Origin of the sequence: Actinoplanes sp. URMC 104 (genome assembly GCF_051386375.1) — a bacterium.
GTDB lineage: Bacteria > Actinomycetota > Actinomycetes > Mycobacteriales > Micromonosporaceae > Actinoplanes.
On sequence record NZ_JBPQTO010000004.1, the window covers coordinates 592035 to 613839 of the forward strand.

General features: G+C 72.9%; 20 protein-coding genes and 1 pseudogene. 15 read left to right on the forward strand and 6 right to left on the reverse strand.

Features of this window, described 5'->3' with window-relative positions; genetic code table 11:
• Window positions 1–174: 174 nt before the first annotated feature.
• The gene (locus ACSNN8_RS16540) at window positions 175–1422 is read right to left on the reverse strand and encodes a glutamate-5-semialdehyde dehydrogenase (RefSeq protein ID WP_436650094.1); all 1248 of its coding nucleotides are present in this window, start codon (window positions 1420–1422) and stop codon (window positions 175–177) included.
• A 13-nt stretch (window positions 1423–1435) separates the two neighbouring features.
• Window positions 1436–2596 (reverse strand): glutamate 5-kinase, encoded by a 1161-nt coding sequence (gene proB / locus ACSNN8_RS16545; protein WP_436650095.1) that lies wholly within the window; start codon window positions 2594–2596, stop codon window positions 1436–1438.
• Window positions 2597–2608: 12 nt separating this feature from the next.
• Here proB and ACSNN8_RS16550 point away from each other — a divergent pair, with 12 nt between their 5' ends.
• Both ACSNN8_RS16550 and ACSNN8_RS16555 read left to right on the forward strand, forming a co-directional pair.
• Window positions 2609–2911, forward strand: coding sequence for an MGMT family protein (locus ACSNN8_RS16550; RefSeq protein WP_436650096.1), 303 nt, complete (start codon window positions 2609–2611; stop codon window positions 2909–2911).
• The gene (locus ACSNN8_RS16555) at window positions 2911–3723 is read left to right on the forward strand and encodes a class I SAM-dependent methyltransferase (RefSeq protein WP_436650097.1); all 813 of its coding nucleotides are present in this window, start codon (window positions 2911–2913) and stop codon (window positions 3721–3723) included. Before ACSNN8_RS16550 ends, ACSNN8_RS16555 begins: the two co-directional genes overlap by 1 nt.
• Here the strand turns inward: ACSNN8_RS16555 and ACSNN8_RS16560 are convergent.
• The gene (locus ACSNN8_RS16560) at window positions 3698–4393 is read right to left on the reverse strand and encodes a TetR/AcrR family transcriptional regulator (RefSeq protein ID WP_436650098.1); all 696 of its coding nucleotides are present in this window, start codon (window positions 4391–4393) and stop codon (window positions 3698–3700) included. The two genes, ACSNN8_RS16555 and ACSNN8_RS16560, sit on opposite strands and share 26 nt — an antisense overlap.
• A gap of 101 nt (window positions 4394–4494) precedes the next feature.
• Here ACSNN8_RS16560 and ACSNN8_RS16565 point away from each other — a divergent pair, with 101 nt between their 5' ends.
• Entirely contained in the window at window positions 4495–5424 is a 930-nt protein-coding gene (locus ACSNN8_RS16565; protein ID WP_436650099.1) for an NAD-dependent epimerase, read from the forward strand.
• A gap of 107 nt (window positions 5425–5531) precedes the next feature.
• Here ACSNN8_RS16565 and ACSNN8_RS16570 read toward each other — a convergent pair whose 3' ends face one another.
• Window positions 5532–6923, reverse strand: coding sequence for a gamma-glutamyltransferase (locus tag ACSNN8_RS16570; RefSeq protein WP_436650100.1), 1392 nt, complete (start codon window positions 6921–6923; stop codon window positions 5532–5534).
• A 49-nt stretch (window positions 6924–6972) separates the two neighbouring features.
• Between ACSNN8_RS16570 and ACSNN8_RS16575 the strand changes: the two genes are divergently transcribed.
• From ACSNN8_RS16575 to ACSNN8_RS16600, 6 genes are all read left to right on the forward strand, one after another.
• The gene (locus ACSNN8_RS16575) at window positions 6973–8292 is read left to right on the forward strand and encodes an MFS transporter (RefSeq protein ID WP_436650101.1); all 1320 of its coding nucleotides are present in this window, start codon (window positions 6973–6975) and stop codon (window positions 8290–8292) included.
• A 73-nt stretch (window positions 8293–8365) separates the two neighbouring features.
• Window positions 8366–9808: a pyridoxal phosphate-dependent decarboxylase family protein gene (locus ACSNN8_RS16580; RefSeq protein ID WP_436650102.1), complete on the forward strand. Its 1443-nt coding sequence runs from the start codon at window positions 8366–8368 to the stop codon at window positions 9806–9808.
• A gap of 9 nt (window positions 9809–9817) precedes the next feature.
• The gene (locus ACSNN8_RS16585) at window positions 9818–10381 is read left to right on the forward strand and encodes an NADH-quinone oxidoreductase subunit B (RefSeq protein ID WP_436650103.1); all 564 of its coding nucleotides are present in this window, start codon (window positions 9818–9820) and stop codon (window positions 10379–10381) included.
• Between the two features lie 10 nt (window positions 10382–10391).
• The gene (locus tag ACSNN8_RS16590; protein ID WP_436650104.1) at window positions 10392–11693 is read left to right on the forward strand and encodes a DUF2252 domain-containing protein; all 1302 of its coding nucleotides are present in this window, start codon (window positions 10392–10394) and stop codon (window positions 11691–11693) included.
• Between the two features lie 64 nt (window positions 11694–11757).
• A complete protein-coding gene (locus ACSNN8_RS16595; RefSeq protein WP_436650105.1) occupies window positions 11758–12681 on the forward strand; it encodes an NADH-quinone oxidoreductase subunit C in 924 nt (307 codons plus the stop codon).
• A complete protein-coding gene (locus ACSNN8_RS16600; RefSeq protein ID WP_436650106.1) occupies window positions 12681–13640 on the forward strand; it encodes a complex I subunit 1/NuoH family protein in 960 nt (319 codons plus the stop codon). Before ACSNN8_RS16595 ends, ACSNN8_RS16600 begins: the two co-directional genes overlap by 1 nt.
• On the opposite strand, the gene ACSNN8_RS16605 is transcribed toward ACSNN8_RS16600, so the two are convergent.
• Together ACSNN8_RS16605 and ACSNN8_RS16610 are read right to left on the reverse strand one after the other, a co-directional pair.
• Window positions 13633–14040 (reverse strand): hypothetical protein, encoded by a 408-nt coding sequence (locus ACSNN8_RS16605; protein ID WP_436650107.1) that lies wholly within the window; start codon window positions 14038–14040, stop codon window positions 13633–13635. The two genes, ACSNN8_RS16600 and ACSNN8_RS16605, sit on opposite strands and share 8 nt — an antisense overlap.
• A 195-nt stretch (window positions 14041–14235) precedes the next feature.
• Window positions 14236–14811, reverse strand: a complete 576-nt coding sequence (locus tag ACSNN8_RS16610; protein WP_436650108.1) for a Uma2 family endonuclease — start codon at window positions 14809–14811, stop codon at window positions 14236–14238.
• A gap of 106 nt (window positions 14812–14917) precedes the next feature.
• Here ACSNN8_RS16610 and ACSNN8_RS16615 point away from each other — a divergent pair, with 106 nt between their 5' ends.
• From ACSNN8_RS16615 to ACSNN8_RS16640, 6 genes and pseudogenes are all read left to right on the forward strand, one after another.
• Window positions 14918–15517: a NuoI/complex I 23 kDa subunit family protein gene (locus tag ACSNN8_RS16615; protein WP_436650109.1), complete on the forward strand. Its 600-nt coding sequence runs from the start codon at window positions 14918–14920 to the stop codon at window positions 15515–15517.
• A pseudogene (locus ACSNN8_RS16620) lies at window positions 15514–16059 on the forward strand (NADH-quinone oxidoreductase subunit J family protein); the annotation flags it as partial. The gene ACSNN8_RS16615 and the pseudogene ACSNN8_RS16620, both read left to right, overlap by 4 nt.
• Before the next feature lie 488 nt (window positions 16060–16547).
• A complete protein-coding gene (gene nuoK / locus ACSNN8_RS16625) occupies window positions 16548–16964 on the forward strand; it encodes an NADH-quinone oxidoreductase subunit NuoK (protein WP_436650110.1) in 417 nt (138 codons plus the stop codon).
• Window positions 16961–18847 (forward strand): NADH-quinone oxidoreductase subunit 5 family protein, encoded by a 1887-nt coding sequence (locus tag ACSNN8_RS16630; protein ID WP_436650111.1) that lies wholly within the window; start codon window positions 16961–16963, stop codon window positions 18845–18847. The genes nuoK and ACSNN8_RS16630 overlap by 4 nt, the downstream gene beginning before the upstream one ends.
• On the forward strand, window positions 18844–20343 hold the full coding sequence (locus ACSNN8_RS16635) for a complex I subunit 4 family protein (RefSeq protein ID WP_436650112.1): 1500 nt from the start codon (window positions 18844–18846) through the stop codon (window positions 20341–20343). The genes ACSNN8_RS16630 and ACSNN8_RS16635 overlap by 4 nt, the downstream gene beginning before the upstream one ends.
• Window positions 20340–21800, forward strand: coding sequence for an NADH-quinone oxidoreductase subunit N (locus tag ACSNN8_RS16640; protein ID WP_436650114.1), 1461 nt, complete (start codon window positions 20340–20342; stop codon window positions 21798–21800). The genes ACSNN8_RS16635 and ACSNN8_RS16640 overlap by 4 nt, the downstream gene beginning before the upstream one ends.
• Window positions 21801–21805: the final 5 nt, after the last annotated feature.

Below are 21805 nucleotides of genomic sequence, written 5' to 3' on the forward strand. Positions count from 1 at the left end.
CGACCGCGAGCCCGACCCCGAGCGCGACCACCGCGACCCCCAGTTCCCCGGCCACGACGACTACGCCGACCGGGCCTGGCAACTCTGATCACACCAATGAGCCGAAGGCGGCGAAGTCGTCGGACCGCGAAGCGGAAGCGGAGGCGTCGCCCTCTCCGTCGGCCTCCTGAGCGACTACCGCCGGATGTGGCCGTTGCCCGTGACGACGTACTTTGTGGACGTCAGCTCGGGCAACCCCATCGGGCCGCGGGCGTGCAGCTTCTGGGTGCTGATGCCGATCTCGGCGCCGAAGCCGAACTCGCCGCCGTCGGTGAAGCGGGTGGAGGCGTTCACCATCACGGCGGCCGCGTCGACGCGGGCCGTGAAGCGCCGCGTCGCCGTCACCGATTCGCTCACGATGGCCTCGGTGTGGCCCGTGCCGTAGCGGCGGATGTGGTCGAGCGCGTCGTCCAGCGAGTCGACCACCGCGACAGCGAGGTCGGCGGACAGGTACTCCGTGCCCCAGTCCTCCTCGGTGGCCGGCACCACGTCGTCGGAGTAGGCCGCCACCCGCGGGTCGCCGTGCACCGTCACGCCGGCCTCGGCCAGCGCGGTCAGCACCAGAGGCAGGAACCGGTCCGCGATCTCGGCGTGCACGAGCAGCGACTCGGCAGTGTTGCAGGTGGACAGTCGCTGGGTCTTGGAGTTGACTGCGACGGCGAGCGCCTTCTCGAGGTCGGCCGCCTCATCCACGTACACATGGCAGTTGCCCACCCCGGTCTCGATCACCGGGACCGTGGACTCCTCGACGACTGCCTTGATCAGCGAGGCGCCGCCGCGCGGGATCAGCACGTCGACGAGCCCGCGTGCCCGCATCAGCTCCTTGACGGAGTCGCGGCTGGTCGCGTCGAGCAGCTGGATCGCGTCGGCCGGCAGACCGCTGTCGGCGACCGCCTTGCGCAGCACCGCGACGATCGCGGCGTTGGAGCTGAGCGCCGAGCCGGAGCCGCGCAGCAGCGCCGCGTTGCCCGACTTGAGGCAGATGCCCGCGGCGTCGGCGGTCACGTTGGGCCGGCCCTCGTAGATGATGCCCACCACGCCGAACGGCACCCGCACCTGCCGCAGCTCGAGGCCGTTCGCCAGCGTCGAGCCGCGCACCACGTCGCCCACCGGGTCGGGCAGCGCGGCCAGCTGGCGCAGGCCGTCGGCCATCGCCTCGACCCGCGCCGGGGTCAGCGTCAGCCGGTCGATCACCGCCTCGGACAGGCCCGCGGCGCGCGCGTTCGCCACGTCGACCTCGTTGGCCGCCACGACGTCGGGTGAGCGCTCGACCAGCCGGTCGGCCATCAGCAGCAGCGCGCGGTCCTTCTCGGCGCGGGTGGCGGCGGCGAGGTCGATGGCGGCCACGCGGGCGTCGGCGGCCTGCTGCAGGACGGTGCTCATGGGTACCCCTTGGTCAGAGCAGGACGAGGTCGTCGCGGTGCACGACCTCTCGTTCGTATCCCGGCCCCAGCGCGGCGGCCAGCTCTCCGGTGGTGCGCCCCAGCAGCGCGGGCAGTTCGATCGCATCGTAGTTGACCAGGCCGCGGGCGACCGGCGCACCCGAGCCCGCATCGACCAGGTCGACGGGGTCGCCGGCGGCGAACGAGCCATCGACGGCGGTGATGCCGGCGGGCAGCAGCGACTTGCGCCGGGCCACCACCGCGGCGACCGCGCCCGGGTCCAGGTGCAGCCGCCCGCGCGGGGCGGTGGCGTGCGCGAGCCAGAACAGCCGGGCGGTGGGACGGTTGTCGGCGGGGCGGAACAGCGTGCCGACGTCGTCGCCGGCCAGCGCGGCGGCGGCCAGGGGAGCGGCCGTGAGCACCACGGGGATGCCGAACCCGGTGGCGATGCGGGCGGCCTCCACCTTGGTCACCATGCCGCCGGTGCCGACGCCCGACTTGCCGGGCGTGGCGATGCTGATGCCCTCGAGGTCGGCTTCGCTGCCCACGTACGCGATCCGGCGCGACGACGGATCGGACGGGCTGCCGGTGTAGAGCGCGTCCACGTCGGAGAGCAGCACGAGCAGGTCGGCCTGCACCAGCGCGGCGACCAGCGCGGCGAGCCGGTCGTTGTCGCCGAAGCGGATCTCCTCGGTGGCGACCGTGTCGTTCTCGTTCACGATCGGCAGCGCGCCCAGGTCGAGCAGCTTGCGCAGGGTCCGGTACGCGTTGCGGTAGTGCGCGCGCCGGGTCACGTCGTCGACCGTGAGCAGCACCTGGCCGACGCGCAGGCCGTGCCGGGCGAAGCCGGCCGTGTAGCGCCCGATCAGCAGGCCCTGCCCCACCGAGGCGGCCGCCTGCTGGGTGGCCAGGTCGCGCGGCCGCCGGCGCAGGTTGAGCGGGGCCAGGCCGGCGGCGATCGCGCCGCTGGAGACCAGCACCACCTCACGTCCGTCGGCGGCGAGCCCGCCGAGCGCGTCGACCAACGCGTCGACGCGCTGCTCGTCGATTCCGCCGGAGGCCGTGGTCAGCGACGAGGAGCCGACCTTGACCACGATCCGGCGCGCACCGGTCACCACTTCGCGCACCGGCCAATTGTGCTCGGACGGGCCGACGGAAACCGGCCGAGATCCCATATCGTGGCCCGGGTGACACCGCAGGAGTACGTCGAAGAGGTGCTTTCACTCGTGGAGCGGATCCCCGAGGGCCGGGTGATGTCGTACGGCGCGGTCGCCGACGCCCTGGCCGACGTCTCCGGCCGCAACTCCGCCCGCGCGGTCGGCACGATCATGGCGCGGCACGGCGGCGGCGTCCCGTGGCACCGGGTCGTCACCAGCTCCGGGCGGCTGCCACCCGGGCACGAGCAGGAGGCCCGCCAGCGGCTGCTGTCCGAGGGCGTACCGCTGAAGGGCGAGCACGTGGACATGGCGAGGGCGGGGTGGCAGCCCTGATGGAGCGCGGACAACCCAGCCGTACGGCGATGAGCGCGGCCCGCTACCGGGCGGCGCACCAGATCCTCGAGCAGGGCCGGATCTTCACGGATCCGCTGGCCGTGCGCATTCTCGGCGTACCGGAGGGGCAGTTGCTCGCGGACGCGCCGCGCCGGGCGATGCGTGTGTTCATCGCCGCGCGCACGCGGTTCGCCGAGGACGCGCTGGCCGTGGCGGTCTCCCGGGGCGTACGGGAGCTGGTCGTTCTCGGCGCGGGCCTGGACACCTTCGCCTACCGCAATCCGCATCCCGGGCTGCGCGTCACCGAGGTCGACCACCCGGACACGCAGGCCTGGAAGCACGACCGCCTGGCGGAGGCGGGGATCACGGTGCCGCCGTCGGTGCGCTATCTCGGCGTGGACCTCGAACGCGAGTCGCTGGCCGACCGGCTCGCGCTCGACGCGCCCGCGTTCTTCCTCTGGCTGGGTGTGGTGCCCTATCTGACCGGCGCCGGCTTCGAGGAGACGCTGCGGGTGGTCGCCGCGCGGCCGGGCAACGAGGTCGTCTTCGACTACGCGCAGGACCCCGCGGGGATGCCGCCCGGACGGCGCGAGGCGCTCGAGGCGCGGGCGACCCGGGCGGCCCGGCTGGGGGAGCCGTGGCTGACCTACTTCGAGCCGGACGAGATCGCGGGACGGCTGGGCGCCCTGGGCTTCGACGAGATCGAGGACCTCGGTCCCGCGCAGCTGGCGGCCCGCTTCTTCGGCCGGACCGACGTGCCGCCCGACACGCCCGGCGGGCATGTGCTCAGGGCGCTGCGGTCATCCCGATGAGGGAGGCGGCGCCGCGCATCTGGTACTCGAAGAAGCCGCGGCGGTCCTCCTCCACCGAGCCCACGAGCTGGCCGAACAGCTCGGCGCTGATCGCGCCGCTCAAATGGACGAAGGCCGACATCGCGGCGGCGACCAGGTGCGGCGGCGCGCCCGGCGTGTACTGCTCGGCGACCGCGCTGAGCTCCTCGGCGTACCGGCCGGTGATCGGTTCGCGGGCGGCGAGCTCGTTCGCGACGTACGCGTCCCGGACGAGGTTCGCGATGAGCAGGATCACCCGGGTGGCGGGGCCGATCGTGTCCTGCGGCGCCTGATAGCCGGGCACCGGGCTGCCGTAGATCAACGCCCACTGGTGCGGATCGGCGAGGGCCCATTCCCGTACGGCATGGGTCATGGCCAGGAACCTGCCGAGCGCGGACAGGTCGCCCGCCGCGGCCGCCGCTGCCTCGGTCGCGTCCCCGAGCGAGTTGTACGCGTCGATGATGAGCGCGGTCAGCAGGTCGTCGCGGCTCGCGAAGTAGCGGTAGACCGCGGACGAGACCATGCCCAGGTCGCGGGCGACCGCGCGCAGCGACAGGTTCGCGCCGTCGGTGGCCAGATGCCGGCGGGCCACCGCCTTGATCTCTTCGGTCATCTCGGCGCGCACGCGGGCGCGTACTCCTTGGGCGCTCATGGAGACCAGTGTGCCATAGCGAGAGCACTGCTCTTGATTTTCGCCGCTAGATGCGTATCGTTGTTCTCGTCAGAGAGCAGTGCTCACTAAGGAGAGCAGTTATGTCGACTCACGTCATCGTCGGTTCCGGCCCGATCGGCTCCTCCATCGCGCGCCAGCTCGTCGAGCGGGGCGACCGCGTACGGATGGTCACCCGCAGCGGTGGCGGTCCGGAGCACCCGCTGGTCGAGCGCGTCGCCGCGGACGCCTCCGACGCCCGCCGGCTCACCGAGCTCACGCAGGACGCCGCGACGCTGTTCAACTGCGCCAACCCGCGCTACACGGAGTGGGAGAAGCTCTGGTTCCCGCTGAACGATGCGATGATCGCCGCGGCGAAGGCGGCCGGCGCGGTCTACGTGCTCACCGGCAACCTCTACGTGTACGGGCCCCAGCCCGGCGGCCACATGACCGAGAACAGCCCGATGGCCGCCGTGGGCCGCAAGGGCAAGGTACGGATCAAGATGTGGCGCGACGCCCTGGCCAGCGGCGTCCGCACGGTCGAGGTCCGCGGCTCGGACTACCTTGGCGCCGGCGCGGTCGGCGTGTTCTCGTCCGCGCTGCTGCCCGCGATCAACTCGGGCCGCGCCGCGTGGGTGCCCGGCGACGCCGACCTGCCGCACAGCTTCACCTACACCGGCGACCAGGCCCGCACCATGATCGCCCTGGCGCACGACGAGCGGGCCTGGGGCCGCGCCTGGCACACGCCGACCAACCCCGCCGTCACGATCCGCTCGCTGGCCGACCGGTACTGCGACCTGGTCGGCAAGCCCCGGCTCACGATCCACAAGCTGCCGCGTTTCGTGATGCGCACGGCCGGGCTGGTCAACCCGATGGCACGCGAGCTGGCCGAGATGGACTACCAGTTCTACGCGCCGTTCCACCTGGACAGCTCGCTCACCGAGCGCACCTTCGGCCTGCAGCCCACCCCGCTCGAGGTCGGCATCCGCGAGACCGCCGACGACGCCCGGGCCATCGCCGAGCGCCGCATGTGACCCCGTCGCGCCGACGATCTCCGGTGGGCCACCGCCTCCCCCGCCCACCCGGGGTGGGGACGACCCTACGCCCCGCGAGAAAGCGGGCGGGAGTTATCCACAGGCTCTCAGAGCAGCAGCCCGACGCCGGCGCGGCGGGGATCGCCCGCGGCGCCGGCCTGACCCACCGCGGTCACGCCGCCGAAGTAGTGGTTGAGCCCCGGCCACTGCTTGATCCGCCAGCCGGCGGCGGCCAGCGCGGCGAGCTCGTCGCGGGGGCAGCCCGGTTCGGCGTGCACGGTGTCGTCCACGACGTGGTAGCGCGGCCGCGCGATCGCCTCGGTCATGTCCAGGCCGTCGACCAGCACGCCGAGCAGCGTGCCGATCAGCGCCGTACGGATCCGGCTGGCCCCCGCCGACCCCGCCGCCACGGCGAGCCGGCCCTCCGGGTCGATCACCACGAGCGGGCACATGTTGGACGACATCCGCTTGCCCGGCACCATGTCGTCGGTGATCAGCTCGCCCTCACCGAGCATCGAGTTGAGGTTGATCCCCAGGCCGGGCAGCCACACCCCGGAGCCCAGCCCCAGCGTCGTCGTGATCACGCAGGCGTTGCCGTCGGCGTCCACGACCGAGACGTTGGTGGTGTCGCCGATCTTCTGCCGCCCCCTGTCCCGCAGCGCACCGGCGACCTCGACCGCGCGGCCCGGGCGCGACAGGTCGGCGGGCAGGGCGGCGATCGTGTCCACGACGCGGTTCATGTCGTGCCGGGCGAGCACCCGGTGCCCGGCCAGCGTCGCGTGGTCGACCGGCGTCTCCAGCACCCGGTAGTCGGCCAGGTCCTTGGGGCCCAGGCAGCCGCCGGCGGCGCGCACCGCGTCGACCATGACCCCGGCGTAGGCCCCGGTGTAGAAGATGCCGGGCCCCGCCTCGGCCAGCCGGGTCATCGCCGTGCCGAGCCCGTCGTGGAACAGCAGGTCACCACCCTGCAGGTGGCGGCCGTTGGGCGTGTAGACCTTCGCGCCCTCACCCCAGGCCAGCGCGGGCGCGCACGCGTCGAGCGTCTGCGCGTGCGCGGGCGGCACCGGCACGCCGGCGGCCGCCAGCTCGATCGCCGGAGCCACGACCTCGGCCCAGGGCAGCCGTCCCCAGCGCCGGTGCACCTCGCCGCAGCCCGCCGGCACGCCCGGGACCGCGACGCTGGCGCCGCCGATCGAATAGACCTGCGGCATCCCGCCGAAGAACACGTCGACCGCGACCATCGGGCCGGCCTCGCGGTCGCCGTCGGTGCCCGGCACCGCGACGAAGAAGTCGAGGCAGGTGACCTCGCCGGTGACCGCGTCGAAGTAGGTGGCGAACCCGCCGCCGCCCAGCCCCGTGTAGATCGTCTCGGCCGCGCAGCAGGCCAGCACCGCCGCGACCGCTGCGTCCGCCGCCGTGCCCCCGTCCCGCAGGACCCGCAGACCGGCCGCCGCCGTGGCCGGGTGACTGGCGGCAACCCCCGCCGCAACCTTTGTCATGCGGCGAAGCGTAGGCGCGTTCGGATGATCGTGGTTACCATCCGCGTCCATGGCGACCGCTGATCCCTCTCCTGGCGTACGGGCGGCGGCCGCCCTGCCTCGTCGTACTTTGGCCGGATATTCCCTCGGTTCGCTGGTCACCGGCGCGTTCGGCACCGTGCCGGGGCTGCTCCTGCTGCCCTATCTGACCGATACATCGGGTGTGGCGGCTGGCGTCGCGGGCCTGCTGGTGCTGCTGCCCAAGGCCTGGGACGTCCTGGTCAACCCGATCGCGGGCCGCATCTCGGACCGTCGCGGCGACCGGCGCCCGTTCCTGCTGGTCGCCGGGCTGCTGCTCGCCGTGCTGTTCGCCGCCATCTTCGCGGGCCCGGTGCGCAGCGGCGCGGGTGCGGGCGCATACGTCGCCGTCTCCTTCCTCGCGGCCGCCACCGCGTACGCCTTCTTCCAGGTGCCCTACGTCGCGATGCCCGCCGAGCTCACCGACGGCTACGCCGAGCGCACCCGCCTGATGACCTGGCGCGTCGCCGTGCTGGCGTTCGCCATCCTCGTCTCCGGCGCGCTGGCGCCGCTCGTCGTCGAGCAGACCGGCGGCGGCCTCGTCGGGCACCGGTGGGCCGGCGTCTTCGTGGGCGCGCTCATCGCCGTCGGCACGCTGGGCGTCTACTTCGGAACCCGCCACGCCGAAACCCGTACGGTTCCTGCGGTGGAGCCCGGCCTGCGCGCCCAGTTGCGGCTGGCCGCGGCCAACGGTCCGTTCCGCGTACTGCTCCTCCTCTGGATCGTCCAGGCGGTCGGCATCGGCACGATGCTCGCGGGCGTGCAGTACTTCGCCGACCACGTCGTGGGCAGCGCCACGGTGCTGTTCGCGGCGTTCGTGGGGCCGGCGCTGCTGGTCATGCCACTGTGGACGCGGGTCGGCGCCCGCCTCGGCAAGCCCCGCTCGCTGGCCGCCGGCTCCCTGCTGTTCGCCGCCGGAGCCCTGGCGCTGCTGTCCGCACCCGCGCTGCCGCCGGTGGCCGTGTATCTGATCGTGGCCGTGATCGGTGTCGGCTACGCCGGCCAGCAGGTGTTCGCGCTGGCCATGCTGCCGGACTGCATCGCCCACGAGACGGCCCGCACGGGCCGCCGCCAGGCCGGCGTCTTCACCGGCCTGTGGACCGCGGGGGAGACCCTCGGCTTGGCGCTGGGCCCCGGTCTTTACGCATCGATCCTCCAGCTGTTCGGTTACGTCTCGTCCTCCACGGGCGAGGCCGCCACCCAGGACGGCACCGCCCGCCTGGGCGTGCTGCTCGGTTTCACCGTCGTGCCGGCCGTGCTGGTCGGCGCCGCGGTCGCACTATTGGGCGCCTACCGCGACGTCTCGCGATAGCGCCATCGGTACTGCCTCGACCCAGTACCTTCGGCGGTCCTCGCCGCGGGCGCGCTGGGATAGCGTCGTCGCCATGTTCGAGGCACTGCCCGACAAGGGCGTTCCGGGTGAGCAGGTCCTGGCCGAGCTGCAGGAGCTGCGCGCCGCCGACCTGCCCACCCACGGTGGCCGGCTGTTCGCGTACGTCTACGACCCCGCGCTCGACGGCCTCGACGACCTCGCCCGCGCGGCCCACGCGATCTCCGCGCACGTCAACGGGCTCGACCCCACCGCGTTCCCGTCGCTGCTCGCGATGGAGAACGCCCTCGTCGCCGCGGCCGCCCGGCTGCTGGGCGGCGACGAGCGCACGGTCGGCAGCGTCACCAGCGGCGGCACCGAGTCGCTGATCCTCGCGGTGAAGGCGGCCCGCGACTCCCGCCCCGATCTGGCCACCCCGCGGCTGGTGGTCCCCTCGACGGCCCACGCCGCGTTCGCGAAGGCCGCCCACTACCTGCGGGTCGCGCTCGACGTGGTGCCCGTCGGCGCCGACCTGCGCGCCGACCCGGCAGCCCTGGCCGCGGCGATCGGCCCCGACACCGTGCTTGTGGCCGCGTCCGCGCCCTCCTATGCCCACGGCGTGGTCGACCCCATCCCCGAGATCGCGGCGGTCGCGGCCGAGCGGGGCGTGCGGTTCCACGTGGACGCGTGCTTCGGCGGCTGGGTGCTGCCCTATCTGCGCCGGCTCGGCACCGAGCTGCCCGAGTTCGACCTGGGCGTGCCGGGGGTCACCAGCATCTCGGTCGACCTGCACAAATACGCCTACGCGCCGAAGGGCGTCTCGATCCTGCTGCACCGCGACGAGGCGCTGCGCCTCCCGCAGTACTTCGCGTACGCCGGCTGGCCCGGCTACACGATGATCAACCCGGTGATCTCGTCCACCCGCTCCGGCGGCCCGATCGCCGCCGCGCTCGCCACGCTGCGCCACATCGGCGACGCGGGCTACCTCGAGCTGGCCGCCCGCACCCGCGAGGCCGTGTCCGTGCTCGCCGCCGCGGTCGAGGCCACCGACGGCGTACGCCTGTTCACCCCGGCCGAGACCACCGTGGTGTGCCTGGCATCCGAAGACGTCGACCTCTTCGTGCTGGCCGACGAGCTCGCCGCGCGTGGCTGGCACACCCAGCCCCAGATGGCGTACGCCGACATGCCCGCCACCATTCATCTCACGGTGACCGCCTCCGTCGCCGGCACCGTCGCGGCGTTCGGCGCCGACCTGGCCGACGCGGTGGCCGCCGCCCGGGCCGCCGGTCCCGTCGACCTGCCGCCCGCGCTGCTCGAGGCGGCCGGCGCGCTCAGCCCCGAAATGGTCACTCCCGACCTGGTGGCCGGCCTGGCCGAGGGCCTCGGTCTGGGCGGCGGCGACTTCACCCGCATGGCCGCCGTCAACTCGCTGCTGAACGTCGCGCCGCCCGCCCTGCGGGAGGCGCTGCTCACCGGCTTCCTCAGCCTGCTGCAGCGACCCGCCCCGGTCACGGAGTAGGTTGGCGTCGTGGCCGGTCTGCCAGGAGTGCTCGGGGAACCCATCCGGTTCGTGCTGAACTGGGGGCGCCGCTACTCGCTCTGGGTGTTCAACTTCGGGCTGGCCTGCTGCGCGATCGAGTTCATCGCGTCGAGCATGAGCCGGCACGACTTCATGCGGATGGGCGTCATCCCGTTCGCGCACGGCCCCCGCCAGGCCGACCTCATGGTGGTGTCGGGCACGGTGACCGACAAGATGGCCCCGGCCATCAAGCGGCTCTACGACCAGATGCCCGAGCCGAAATACGTGATCTCCTTCGGCTCGTGCGCCAACTGCGGCGGGCCCTACTGGGACTCCTACTCGGTCACCAAGGGCGTCGACCAGATCATCCCCGTCGACGTCTACGTGCCGGGTTGCCCGCCGCGGCCCGAGGCTCTGCTGCACGGCATCCTGCGCCTGCAGGAGAAGATCGCCGCCGAGCAGTCCGGGCCGGGCGGTGTGCCGCGGCCCGACCCGCTGGCCGCGGCGAACAGGTCCGATGCGGCAGCGTTGTCTGCCCCGATGGTGCCCCCGCCCATGGCAAGTGGGGACTAGTCTCCGCACTATGACGGAACAGTCTCGCGCGGACTTCATCATCGACGTTCTGAGCAGGGAATTCGGCGAGCTGATCGCCATCGATCCGGCGGCGTTCCGGCGCAAGTTCCGCAAGATGGCCGCGTCGCCGTTTGCGTTCTACCGGGGCAGCGCGTCGCTGTTCTACGCCGACCTCTCCGGCGCGTACGCCGACAGCAGCTTCCTCGACGACCGGACGAGCCGGGTGTGGATCCACGGCGACCTGCACGCGGAGAACTTCGGCACGTACATGAACTCGTCCGGGCAGCTCGTCTTCAACGTCAACGACTTCGACGAGGCGTACGTCGGGCCCTTCTCCTGGGATCTCAAACGGTTCGCGGCGAGCGTGGCGCTGATCGGCTACTCCAAGGCCCTCTCCGACGACAACATCACCGCGCTGGTCACCGGCTTCGCCCGTTCCTACCTGACCGAACTGCGGGCCATCGCGCAGGGCGGCGACGACGCGATCGGCTCGATCACCCTCGGCAACGCCGACGGCGTGCTGCGCCGCGTGCTGCAGGAGGCGCGGCTCAACACCCGCATCGACCTGCTCGCCGCGCAGACGACCATCGACGACTACGAGCGCCGGTTCACGCTGTCCGACGGCGTCTTCGAGGTCGACGAGCCCACCGGCGCGGCCGTGCGCGAGGCGTTCGACCGCTACCTGGAGACGCTGCCGACCTCGACCAAGCCGGTGGCGACCAACATCAAGGACATCAAGCTGCGCAAGGGCGTCGGCATCGGCTCGGCCGGCCTGCCGTCCTACAACCTGCTGCTCGAGGGGCACACCCAGGCCCTCGAGAACGACGTCATCATCTACATGAAGCAGGCGCAGGTGCCGGCCGTCGCGCGGTGGATCGACGACGAGCGCGTCCGGTCGTACTTCAAGCACCAGGGCCACCGTACGGCCGAGTCGCAGCACGCCCTGCAGGCGCACGCCGATCCCTGGGTCGGGTACACGACGCTGGCCGGCGTGGGCCAGCTGGTCGCCGAGGTGTCGCCGTACGCGGCCGACCTCGACTGGTCGGACGTCAACGAGCCCGAGGAGCTGACCGGCGTCCTGGCCGACCTGGGCCGCGCGGTCGCCCGCATGCACTCGGTCGCCGACGACGAGTCCAGCCACGACCTGGTCGACTTCTCCACCGAGGAGGCGATCGTGGCCGCGATCGACAAGGACGAGGCCGGCTTCGTGGATCACCTGGTCGAGTTCGCGCACCGCTACGGCGACCAGGCCCGCGAGGACCACCAGGACTTCGTGGACGTCTTCCGCAACGGGCGCCTGCCGGGCCTGTGACACCGGGGCTGCCCTGCCGGTCACGCCGCAGCGAGGCCGGCGGGACAGACCCTAGGATGACCGCATGACTCCCGAAGAGGTCGGCGAGCGGCTGGTCGCGCTGCTGACGGACGACTCCCCGGACGCGCCGCCGGGCGAGATCGTCGCCGGCCTCTCCGGCGGTGGCCCCGGCCACGAGCGGGCGGTGGTCGACGTCCCGGTCGCCCGCTGGTGGGAGACGGTCGGCACGGCCAAGCACAACGGGGCGCTCGGCTGCGACTACTTCGACTGGCTCTCCGCCGTCGACGAGCTCGACGAGGGCTTCCGCGTGGTCGCCCACCTCTGGTCGACCCGGCGCCGGCACGCGTTGCTGCTGCGCACGCTCGTGCAGCGCGACAACCCGGTGATCGAGTCGGTGATCGAGCTGTTCCCCGGCGCGGCGTGGCACGAGCGGGAGACGTACGAGATGTTCGGCATCACGTTCGCCCGCCACCCCGACCTGCGGCCGTTGCTGCTGCCGCCGGGCTTCGAGGGCCACCCGCTGCGCAAGGAGTTCGTGCTGGCGTCCCGGGTCGCCAAGGCGTGGCCCGGCGCCAAGGAGCCCGGCGAGTCCGAGGCCGGCACGGCCAAGCGCGCCCCCATGCGCCCGCCGGGCGTTCCCGACCCGAACGAGTGGGGCCCGCACGCGGGTCAGCTGCCGCCCGCGACCGAACGGCCCCGCCCCGCCGCGGCAGGGCGCACCCGCCCGGCCGGAGCCCGGCCGCGGTCCGCCACTCCCGCCGCGCCCGACCCGGCGTCGCCGCCCGTCGCCGACTCGCCCCAGGACCCCCGCACGCCGTCGGGTCCGGCAGAGCGCCGGCGCGCGGCGGCGTCACCGGACCCGGATGCGCCCGTGCCCCGCAAGGCCGGCCCGCAGGCCCCTTCCCCGTCGGGAAGCCTCAACCCCGAGCCGGCCGCGACGCCGGAGGACGCCGAGCTCGCGCCGCCGCGCCCCGAGGACGCCGACTGATGCCGCTCTGGCTCGACCTTCTCGTCCGGGTGGTCGCCGTCGTGGCCGCCTTCCTCGTGCTGCCGCTCGTCGTCGGGCAGGCCGAGCACAAGGTCATGGCGCACATGCAGGGCCGCCTCGGGCCGATGTACGCGGGCGCGTTCCACGGCTGGGCCCAGCTCGTCGCGGACGGCGTGAAGTTCGTCCAGAAGGAGGACGTCGCGCCCGGCCTGGCCGACCGGCGCGTGTTCCGGCTCGCGCCGATCGTCGCCCTCTTCCCGTACCTGCTGGTCCTGCTGGCCATCCCACTCGGGCCCGGGGGTCTCGTCGCCCAGGCGCTCGACGTGGGTCTGTTCTTCGTGCTCGCGGTGCTCGGTGTCGGCGTGCTCGCCGTGCTGATGTCCGCGTGGGCCTCCGCCAACAAGTACAGCCTGCTCGGCGGCCTGCGTGGCGCCGCCCAGCTGCTCGGCTACGAGCTGCCGCTGGTGCTCGCCGCGGCCAGCGTCGCCATGGCCGCCGGGACGCTCAGCCTGCCCGGCATCGTCGAGGCGTGGCGTCCGTGGTGGCTGCTCTGGCAGGCGCCCGCCGCGGTCGTCTTCTTCGTCGCCGGGCTCGCCGAGATCCGCCGCCCGCCGTTCGACATGCCGATCGCGGACTCCGAGCTGGTCTTCGGCTACATGACCGAGTACACCGGCCTGCGGTTCGCGTTCTTCCTGCTCGCCGAGTACGTGGGCATCGTCGTGATTGCCGCGCTGACCACCGTGCTGTTCCTCGGCGGCTGGCACGGCCCGTTCGCCGACCAGCTCGGCTGGCTGTGGACGCTGGTCAAGGTCTTCGCCGTGTCGTTCGTGATCATCTGGTTCCGCGTGGCCTACCCGCGCCTGCGCGAGGACCAGCTGCAGAGGCTCTGCTGGCTGGTCCTCGTGCCGGTGGCGCTGGGTCAGCTCGTCCTCACGACGGTCGTCAAGGTCGTCATGTGAGCAGCGTGACCGTGTAGTTCGTCGTCGTGCCGCTGGCCGTGTACGTCGCCGTCTGCCCGTTGGCGCAGTACGAGACGAACACGTTGCCGGGCACGTCGTTCCCGGCCTGCGCGTGCACGAGCGGTCGCACGTCCACCCCCTCGGCGAACGGCGTCGAGGCCAGGTCGACGATCCGCCACTGGTTGATCGGATAGTTGTCGGTCGGAGCCGACAGTTGCCCATCCCGGGTGGTCAGCTGGAAGTTGATCACGAAGCCGCCGTTGTTGACGACGGCCACCTTCTGCACGCAGGGCGTGGCCAGCGTCACCGGCTCCGCCGCCGCGGCGGGCGCGGCGAGCGCGCCGACCAGTCCGGCCGTTCCCACGAGGGCCAAGGCCATCCGTCCGGTCCTGCTCGTCATGCGAGGGTCTCCGTTCCTCTCGGATGAAGCGGTCACCCGAGCAGTAACCGGACACCCGGGAAGCAAAACGAACATCATCTATATAAAAGACTTTTACTGTTATCTCGCCTCACGATCGGAAACGCTCCCACGCATAGTCGTCGGCGCGGGCGCCGGTAGGAGGGGTGCCCGTCGGGCACGCCGGCAGCGATCCCGTCAGAGATTGCGTGGGCGGATGGTGCTCAGCGGGATCTCGATGTGCCACGGCCGGTCGAGCCGGATCGTGTCGTCGCCCTCGAACATGCCGATCGGCTCGTAGATCTCGACTTCGCGGTTCAGCTCGTAGGCCGCCACGGTCAGCTCGCCGCTGGTCTCGATCAGCCAGTAGAACGGGATGCCGGCCCGCGCATAGAACGCCGGCTTCGTCAGGTGGTCGATGTTCTTCGTGCTGGGCGACACGATTTCCACAGCGAGAGTGACGTCGCGTGCCGCGAACTTGCCGGTTCGCGTCTTGGCCGCCTCGAAGTCCACGACGAGAAGATCAGGAATGCAGACACGGTTACGACTGACGATGACGTCATTCATCTGGCTGACGAAGTAACGCTCGGGGCAGGAGGCGGAGAGGGCGTAGAAGAGGAAGCCGGACAGCGCCTGGTGGACGCTGGAAGGTGAGGGGGTCACGTGCAGCACTCCATCGAAGATCTCGCGACGGACGCCGTCCTCGGGGAGCCGATCGAGATCCTCGGAGGTCCAGTCACTCCTGGGTGGCATGTCGCTGGTCGCAGCGGTCATGTGAGGCCTCCCGGGCGCTGGTCACTCACCAGGCGTCTCACGCTACCGGAAGATCTGACGGGGGTGTGCTCGCGCCGGAGGGTGCGACGGGGCAGGATATGCGTTTGTGAGTGACGACGGGGAGCGCAGCACGCCCGGCAAAGGTCTGGTGCAGGGCCTCGCCGTCACGTTGAAGACGATGACCCGGCGGTCGACCACCCAGCAGTACCCGGACGTGGAGCCCGAGCTGCCGCCCCGCAGCCGCGGCGTGATCGCGCTGCTCGAGGAGAACTGCACGGTCTGCATGCTGTGCGCCCGCGAGTGCCCGGACTGGTGCATCTACATCGACTCGCACAAGGAAGAGGTCGTGGTCCCGGGCGCCGCCCGCGCGCGGCAGCGCAACGTGCTCGACCGGTTCGACATCGACTTCTCGCTCTGCATGTACTGCGGCATCTGCATCGAGGTGTGCCCGTTCGACGCGCTGCACTGGACGCCCGAGTTCGAGTACGCCGAGACCGACGTGCTCGACCTGCTGCACGACCGCAACCGGCTGGGCGACTGGATGCGTACGGTCCCTCCGCCCCCGGCCCACGACGTGCTCGGCGAGCCTTCCAAGGAGGAGGCCACGGCGGCGCGCAAGGCGGCGGGTCCGGGTGCGGCCACTGCCGCCAAGACCGCAAGACCGGCCGTACGCCGTACCACGCAGCAGCCGGAGTCGGAGCGGTGACCGTCGCGGACGCGCTGATGCTGGCTCTCGGCGCGATCGCGGTCGGCTCCGGCACCCTCGTCGTCACCAGCGCCCACCTGGTTCGCGCCGGCTTCTACCTGGTGGTCAGCCTCGGCGCGGTCGCCGGCCTCTACCTCGTGCTCGGCGCCGAGCTCGTCGCCTGGGTGCAGATCCTGGTGTACGTCGGGGCGGTCGTCGTGCTGCTGCTGTTCGCCGTCATGCTGACCCGCGCCCCGATCGGCCCCTCCAAGGACCTGGACCGCCCCGCCCTCCCGGCCGCGCTGATCGGCGGCGGTGTCGGGCTGGGCCTCACGGTGCTCCTGCTCGACGCCTTCCGCTGGACCGAGTACGAGCTGCCGCCGCCCGGCACCGGCCGCCGCGTCGGCGAGCAGATCTTCGGCTCCTGGGTGCTCCCGTTCGAGGTGCTCTCGATCCTGCTGCTGGCCGCCCTGGTCGGCGCGATCGTGCTGTCCCGTCCCGACATCGGAGCCCGCCCCGACCCGGACGCCGCCGCCGTCCCGGCACCCGCCGGGCCCGGCCCGGTCGACGAGTCCGACGAGGTGGCCGCCCGCCTGGAGCGCATCGCCGCCCGCCAGGCCGCCGCCCAGCAGCGACTCCGCGACCAGCGCGCCGCCGAACGCCAGGCCGAGGCGGCCGAGGGTCCTGCCGCGGAGCCCACCCGCGAGGACCTGCTCAAGGAGCAGGCCCGCAACGTCGTCTTCCAGGCGCGGGAGGCAGCCCCCAAGCTCGGCACCACATCCGACAAGTCCGATTTGCTCGATCCCGAAGCGGGTCCGACGGTCATCGAGGGCACGAGCAGAGAGCTTCCGCGCGAGAACCGCCGACGGTCGCTGCCCGGAGAAGGTGAAAAGGCGCTGCCCGGAGGCGAGGGCAAGGCGCTCCCGGCGGGCGAGGGCCAGGCGCTCCCGGCGGGCGAGGGCCAGGCGCGACCTGCCGGGCGGGACAGGGCGCTTCCGGGCAGAGACGAACGGGCGCTCCCGAGGGCCCCGCGCGCGGACGGGGAGGACTGATGCACGCGGTCATCCCGTACGTCGTCGCCGCTCTGCTCTTCGCCCTGGGCGTCTATGGCGTGCTGCGCCGGCGCAACGCCATCCTGGTGCTGATGGCGGTCGAGCTCATGCTCAACGCCGTCAACCTGATCCTGGTGGCCGCCGACTCGACGATCAAGGCCGGTCTGGCGGGCGTCCAGCCGGAGGCCTGGGCCTATCCCGTCCCCGAGCCGCGGGCCGGCGCCGTCTTCGCGCTGTTCGTGATCGTGCTGGCCGCCGCCGAGGTCGGCGTGGGCCTGGCGATCGTCCTTCAGTACTACCGCCTCCGCCGGGCCGTGGTGCTCGACGAGGTGGCTCTGCACGAGCACGACCACGAGCTCGGTGACGCGCACGCGCTCGTGGCCGACCAGAACAGGAACGCGCGGGTGACCGGGTGATCGCGGCCGTCCTGATTCCCGGCATCCCCCTGCTCGCGGGTCTCGCCGGGCTGCTGCTGCCCCCGAGCGACGGCGACGGGCGCCGCCCCGCGGCCACGCTCGGTGTCGCCGGAGCCGCCGCCGCACTGCTCGTGACGCTGGGCGTCCTACTCTTCGCGTCCAAGCCCGTCGAGCTGTCCGCACACTGGGTGAACCTCGGCGACATCAACCTCACGCTGGGCATCAGCGCCGGAAACGCGGCCCTCTACGTCGCGCTCGCGGTCACTGCCGTCGCGCTCGCCGTGCAGGTGTACTCCGTCGCCTACCTGCACGACGACCCCCGCTACGGGCCCTACGCCGCCCAGGTCAGCCTGTTCACGGGCGCGATGCTGCTGGTCGTCACGAGCGGCGACCTGATCGGCATCCTGATCGGCTGGGAGGTGATGGGCGCCTGCTCGTATCTGCTGATCGGCCACGACCGCCGCCTGCCCGAGGCGCCCGCCGCCGCCGTGAAGGCCTTCCTGGTCACCCGCGTGGGTGACATCGGGTTCCTGCTCGGGGTGGCGTTCCTGATCGTCGACGCCGGCACCAGCGAGCTCACCGCCGTGCTCGCGCAGCGGCCGCACCCGGCCGCGCTGATCCTGATCCTGGCCGGGGTCGCGGGCAAGAGCGCCCAGTTCCCGCTGCACACGTGGCTGCCCGACGCGATGGCCGGCCCCACGCCGATCTCGGCGCTGATCCACGCCGCCACCATGGTCGCCGCCGGGGTGTACGTCGTCTTCCGGCTCTACCCGCTCTACGACCGCTCGCCGGCCGCGCTCGCCGTGCTCGGCGTCATGGCCGCGATCACGATCCTGCTCGGCGCGCTCAGCGCCATGGCGCAGGACGACCTGAAACGCGTCCTCGCCTGGTCGACGGTCAGCCAGATCGGCTACATGACCGGCGCCCTGGCCGTCGGCTCGCCCGCCGCGGCGCTGTTCCACCTGCTCACCCACGCCGCGTTCAAGGCCCTGCTGTTCCTGGCGGCCGGCGCGGTGATCCACGCCGTGGGCACCAACTCCATGTCCCGCATGGGTGGGCTTCGCGAGCACATGCCGGTCACGTTCTGGTCGTTCGTCGTCGGCCTCGGCGCGCTGGCCGGCCTGCCGCCGCTGGCCGGCTTCTGGTCCAAGGAGAACGTGCTGACCGCGGCCGCGCACGCCACCGAGGGTGGCGAGACGGCGCCGGTGTGGGTCGGCTGGCTGGTGTGGCTCGCCGCGCTCTTCGCCGTCGGCATCACCGCCTGGTACGCGACCCGCCTGCTGCTCCGGACGTTCTTCGGCGCCTCGCGCGCGCACGGCCCCGAGGGTCCCGACTGGGAGATCGGCTTCGACGACGCCCGCTACGCCGAGCCGGCGGCCGCGCACGACCCTCCGGCCGCGATGCGCTGGCCGATCCTGCTGCTGGCCGTCCCGGCGGCGCTGCTCGGCCTGGCCGCGTACGCCCCGGGGTTCCGCACCGCCCTCGAGCTCGAGGGGCCGCACCTGAGCGCGGCGATCGTCCTGCCGCTGGTGCTGCTCGCCGCGGGCGCCGGTGCCGCGTGGTGGCTGTGGCGCGCCGTGCCGGGAGTCGACCCCGCGGCTGCGCTGGGCCCCGCGCGTCCGCTGTTCGCGTCCGGGTTCCGGCTCGACGACGTTCAGAACCGCTTGGTCGTACGCCCGGCACGCGCCCTCGCCCGGGCGGTGACCACGGTCGACGACAAGGTCGTGGACGCGGCGGTCGAGGGCACCGGCACCGCCACCTCGGGTCTGGGCACGGCCTTCGCGTACGCCCATCGCGTCCCGCTGCCCGCGGCCGCAGCGGCGGTCCTGGCCGGCGCCCTGCTGCTCGGCGCCGCCGCAGTCCTGTTCGGAGCCGCCGCGTGAGTGCCGTACTCCTGTCCGTCCTGCTCATCCCCGCGCTCGGCGCGGCTGTGCTCGCGCTCTTCCCGGCCCGGCTCGACCGCGCCGCGCGGATCACCGGCACCGTCTTCGCCGCGCTCGTGCTGGTTCCCGTCGTCGCGCTCGCGTTCGCCCGGGACACCGCCTGGTCGACGTATTCGGCGTCGCCGCTGTCCATCCGGCCCTGGGCCGAGCTCGACGTCAGCTGGGTGCCCGCGCTGCGCCTCGACTTCCACCTGGGCGTGGACGGCGTGTCCTATCCGCTCGTCGCGCTCACCGGCCTGCTCACCGCGCTGTGCTGCGCGTACACGGTCTGGAAGGTCCCCGGGAACAGCTCGGGCCGTGCGCTCGTCGCCCTCCTGCTGGTCCTCGAGGCCGGCATCCTCGGCACGTTCCTGGCGCTCGACCTGATCCTGTTCTTCCTGTTCTTCGAGGTCGTCCTCCTGCCGATGTACGCGGTGATCGCCGGCTGGGGCGGCGAGGACAGGCGCCGCGCGGCTCGCAAGTTCGTCCTCTACACGGTGTTCGGCTCGGTGCTGCTGCTGCTCGGCGTCATCACGGTGGCCGTGAACGCGGGCACCGGCGACCTGGCCGAGCTCACCGGCGGCGGGGGCCTGAGCCGGTCCACGCAGTACGCGGCGTTCGCCCTGTTCGCCGTCGCGTTCGCGGTCAAGGCCCCGCTGTGGCCGCTGCACACCTGGCTGCCCGACGCGCACACCCAGGCCCCCACGGTCGGGTCGGTGATCCTGGCCGGCGTGCTGCTCAAGATGGGCACGTACGGGCTCATCCGCATCGGCGTCGGCGTGGCCCCGCTTGGCGCCGAGTGGGCCGCCCCCGTGCTCGGCGTGCTCGCGGTCGCCGCGGTGCTCGCCGGCTCGCTGATCTGCCTGCGCCAGACCGAGCTCAAGCGGCTGATCGCCTATTCCAGCGTCGGGCACATGGGGTTCGTGCTGCTCGGCATCGCGACGCTGAGCGTCACCGGCCTGCAGGCCGCGCTGCTCGGCAACGTGGCGCACGGGCTCATCACCGGCCTGCTGTTCTTCCTGGCCGGCGCGATCAAGGACCGCGCGCACACCGGCGAGCTCGCCGAGCTGGGCGGCCTGCGCGAGTCCGCGCCCCGGCTGGCCGGCCTGCTCGGGTTCGCCGCGATCGCCTCGCTGGGGCTCCCCGGTCTGGCCGGCTTCTGGGGCGAGGCGTTCGCCGTGGTCGCCGCCGTCGAGCGCGGCGGCGGCCTCTGGGTGACGCTGGGCGTGCTCGCGGCCATCGGCGGCGCGCTCACCGCCGCGTACTTCCTGCGCCTGCTCCGCAAGGTCACGCACGGGCCCGCGGCGCGCGCCGGTCTGCCCGCCGCAGTCGCCCCCGCCGAGTGGCTGGCCTGGTCGCCGCTCGCGGCGCTGACGCTGGCCGTGGGCGTGGCGCCCACCCTGGTGCTGGCCGCGACGAGCGCGCCGGTGCGAGCCCTGACGGAGGCGCTGCGATGAGGGCCCAGGCTGTCGACCACCTCTCGCTGCTGCCGCTCTATGCCGCCGCCGGCACGGTCGTGCTCGTGCTGCTGGCCGACCTGCTGATCGGCCGCCGGTTCGTCGCGGGCACGCTGGCGCTGGGCGGGCTCGCCACGGGCGTCTGCGCGATCGTGACCGGCTCGCGCGCCGGCACCTTCTGCGCCCCGGACGGCACCGCCTGCTCGTGGGTGCCGAGTCCGCTCGCCGCCACCGCCGCCGTCGTCTTCGCCGCCCTGACCGTCGGCGTGCTCGCGTTGTCGGTTCCGTCGCTGCGCCTCGGCACCGCGCCCGCGGGGGAGTACTGCTTCCTGCTCGCGGCGTCGATGACCGGCGGTGTCGTGGTCGGCTACGCCGGCGACCTGATCACGCTGATCGTCGGCCTCGAGACGCTGACGCTGCCGCTCTACCTGCTGGTCGGCCTGCGCCGCTTCGCTCCCGGCGAGCGGGCCACCACCTCGGCCGCGTCCGCCTCGGTCACGTTCTTCCTGATCAGCGTCGTCTCCACCGCGATCGCCCTGCTCGGCGCCGCCCTCAACTACGCCGCCACCGGCGCCCTGCACCTCGACCGCCTGATCGCCGGCGCCGGACTCACCGCCCCCGTCGCCGACGTCGGCGTCGCGCTGCTGGTCATCGGCCTGGCGTTCAAGGTCGCCGCCGTGCCGCTGCACGCTTGGGCCCCGCCCACGTACGAGGGCTCGCCGCTGCCGATCGCCGCCTACCTGTCCACCGCCTCGAAGCTGGGCGGCGTGCTGGCCCTGGCCGCCATCGTCGTACGCCTGGACGCCGCCGAGCTGACCGCCGTGCTCGCCATCCTCACGATGACCGTCGGCAACCTGGTCGCGCTCCGCCAGACCCGCATCGTGCGGCTGCTCGCCTGGTCGTCGATCGCCCAGGCCGGCTACATCCTCGCCCCGCTGGCCCTGGGCGCCGACGGCCTCCGCGCCGCCGCCGCGTACGCCGTGTTCTTCGTCGTCCTCGAGTTCATCGCCTTCGCCGTCGTGACCGCCCTGCGCCCGCCCGGCGCCGACGGCGGCTTGCTGGACTCCTACCGCGGCGCCGCTCGCCGTTCCCCCTGGCTCGGCGCCGCCCTCGTGCTGGCGCTGGCGGGCCTGGCCGGTCTGCCGCCCGGCCTGGCGGGCCTCTTCGCCAAGGTGACCATCGTCGACGCGCTGATCGACCACGGCCAGACGTGGCTGGCCTTCGTCGTGGCCCTCAACGCCGTCGTGGCCCTGGCCTACTACGTACGCGTGGCCGCCCTGCTCTACACGCCGCCCACGCGGGTAGGCATCCCCGTGGCCGACCCCGACCTCCTCGACGCCGCCCTGCACCCCCGCCGCCCCGTCACCCGCCCCGTCGCCGCAGCCCTCATCGCCGCCGCCCTCGTGGCCGTGGCCCTGGGCTTCGCCCCCCAGCTGCTCTTCGACGCCCTCTCGTAGACCCG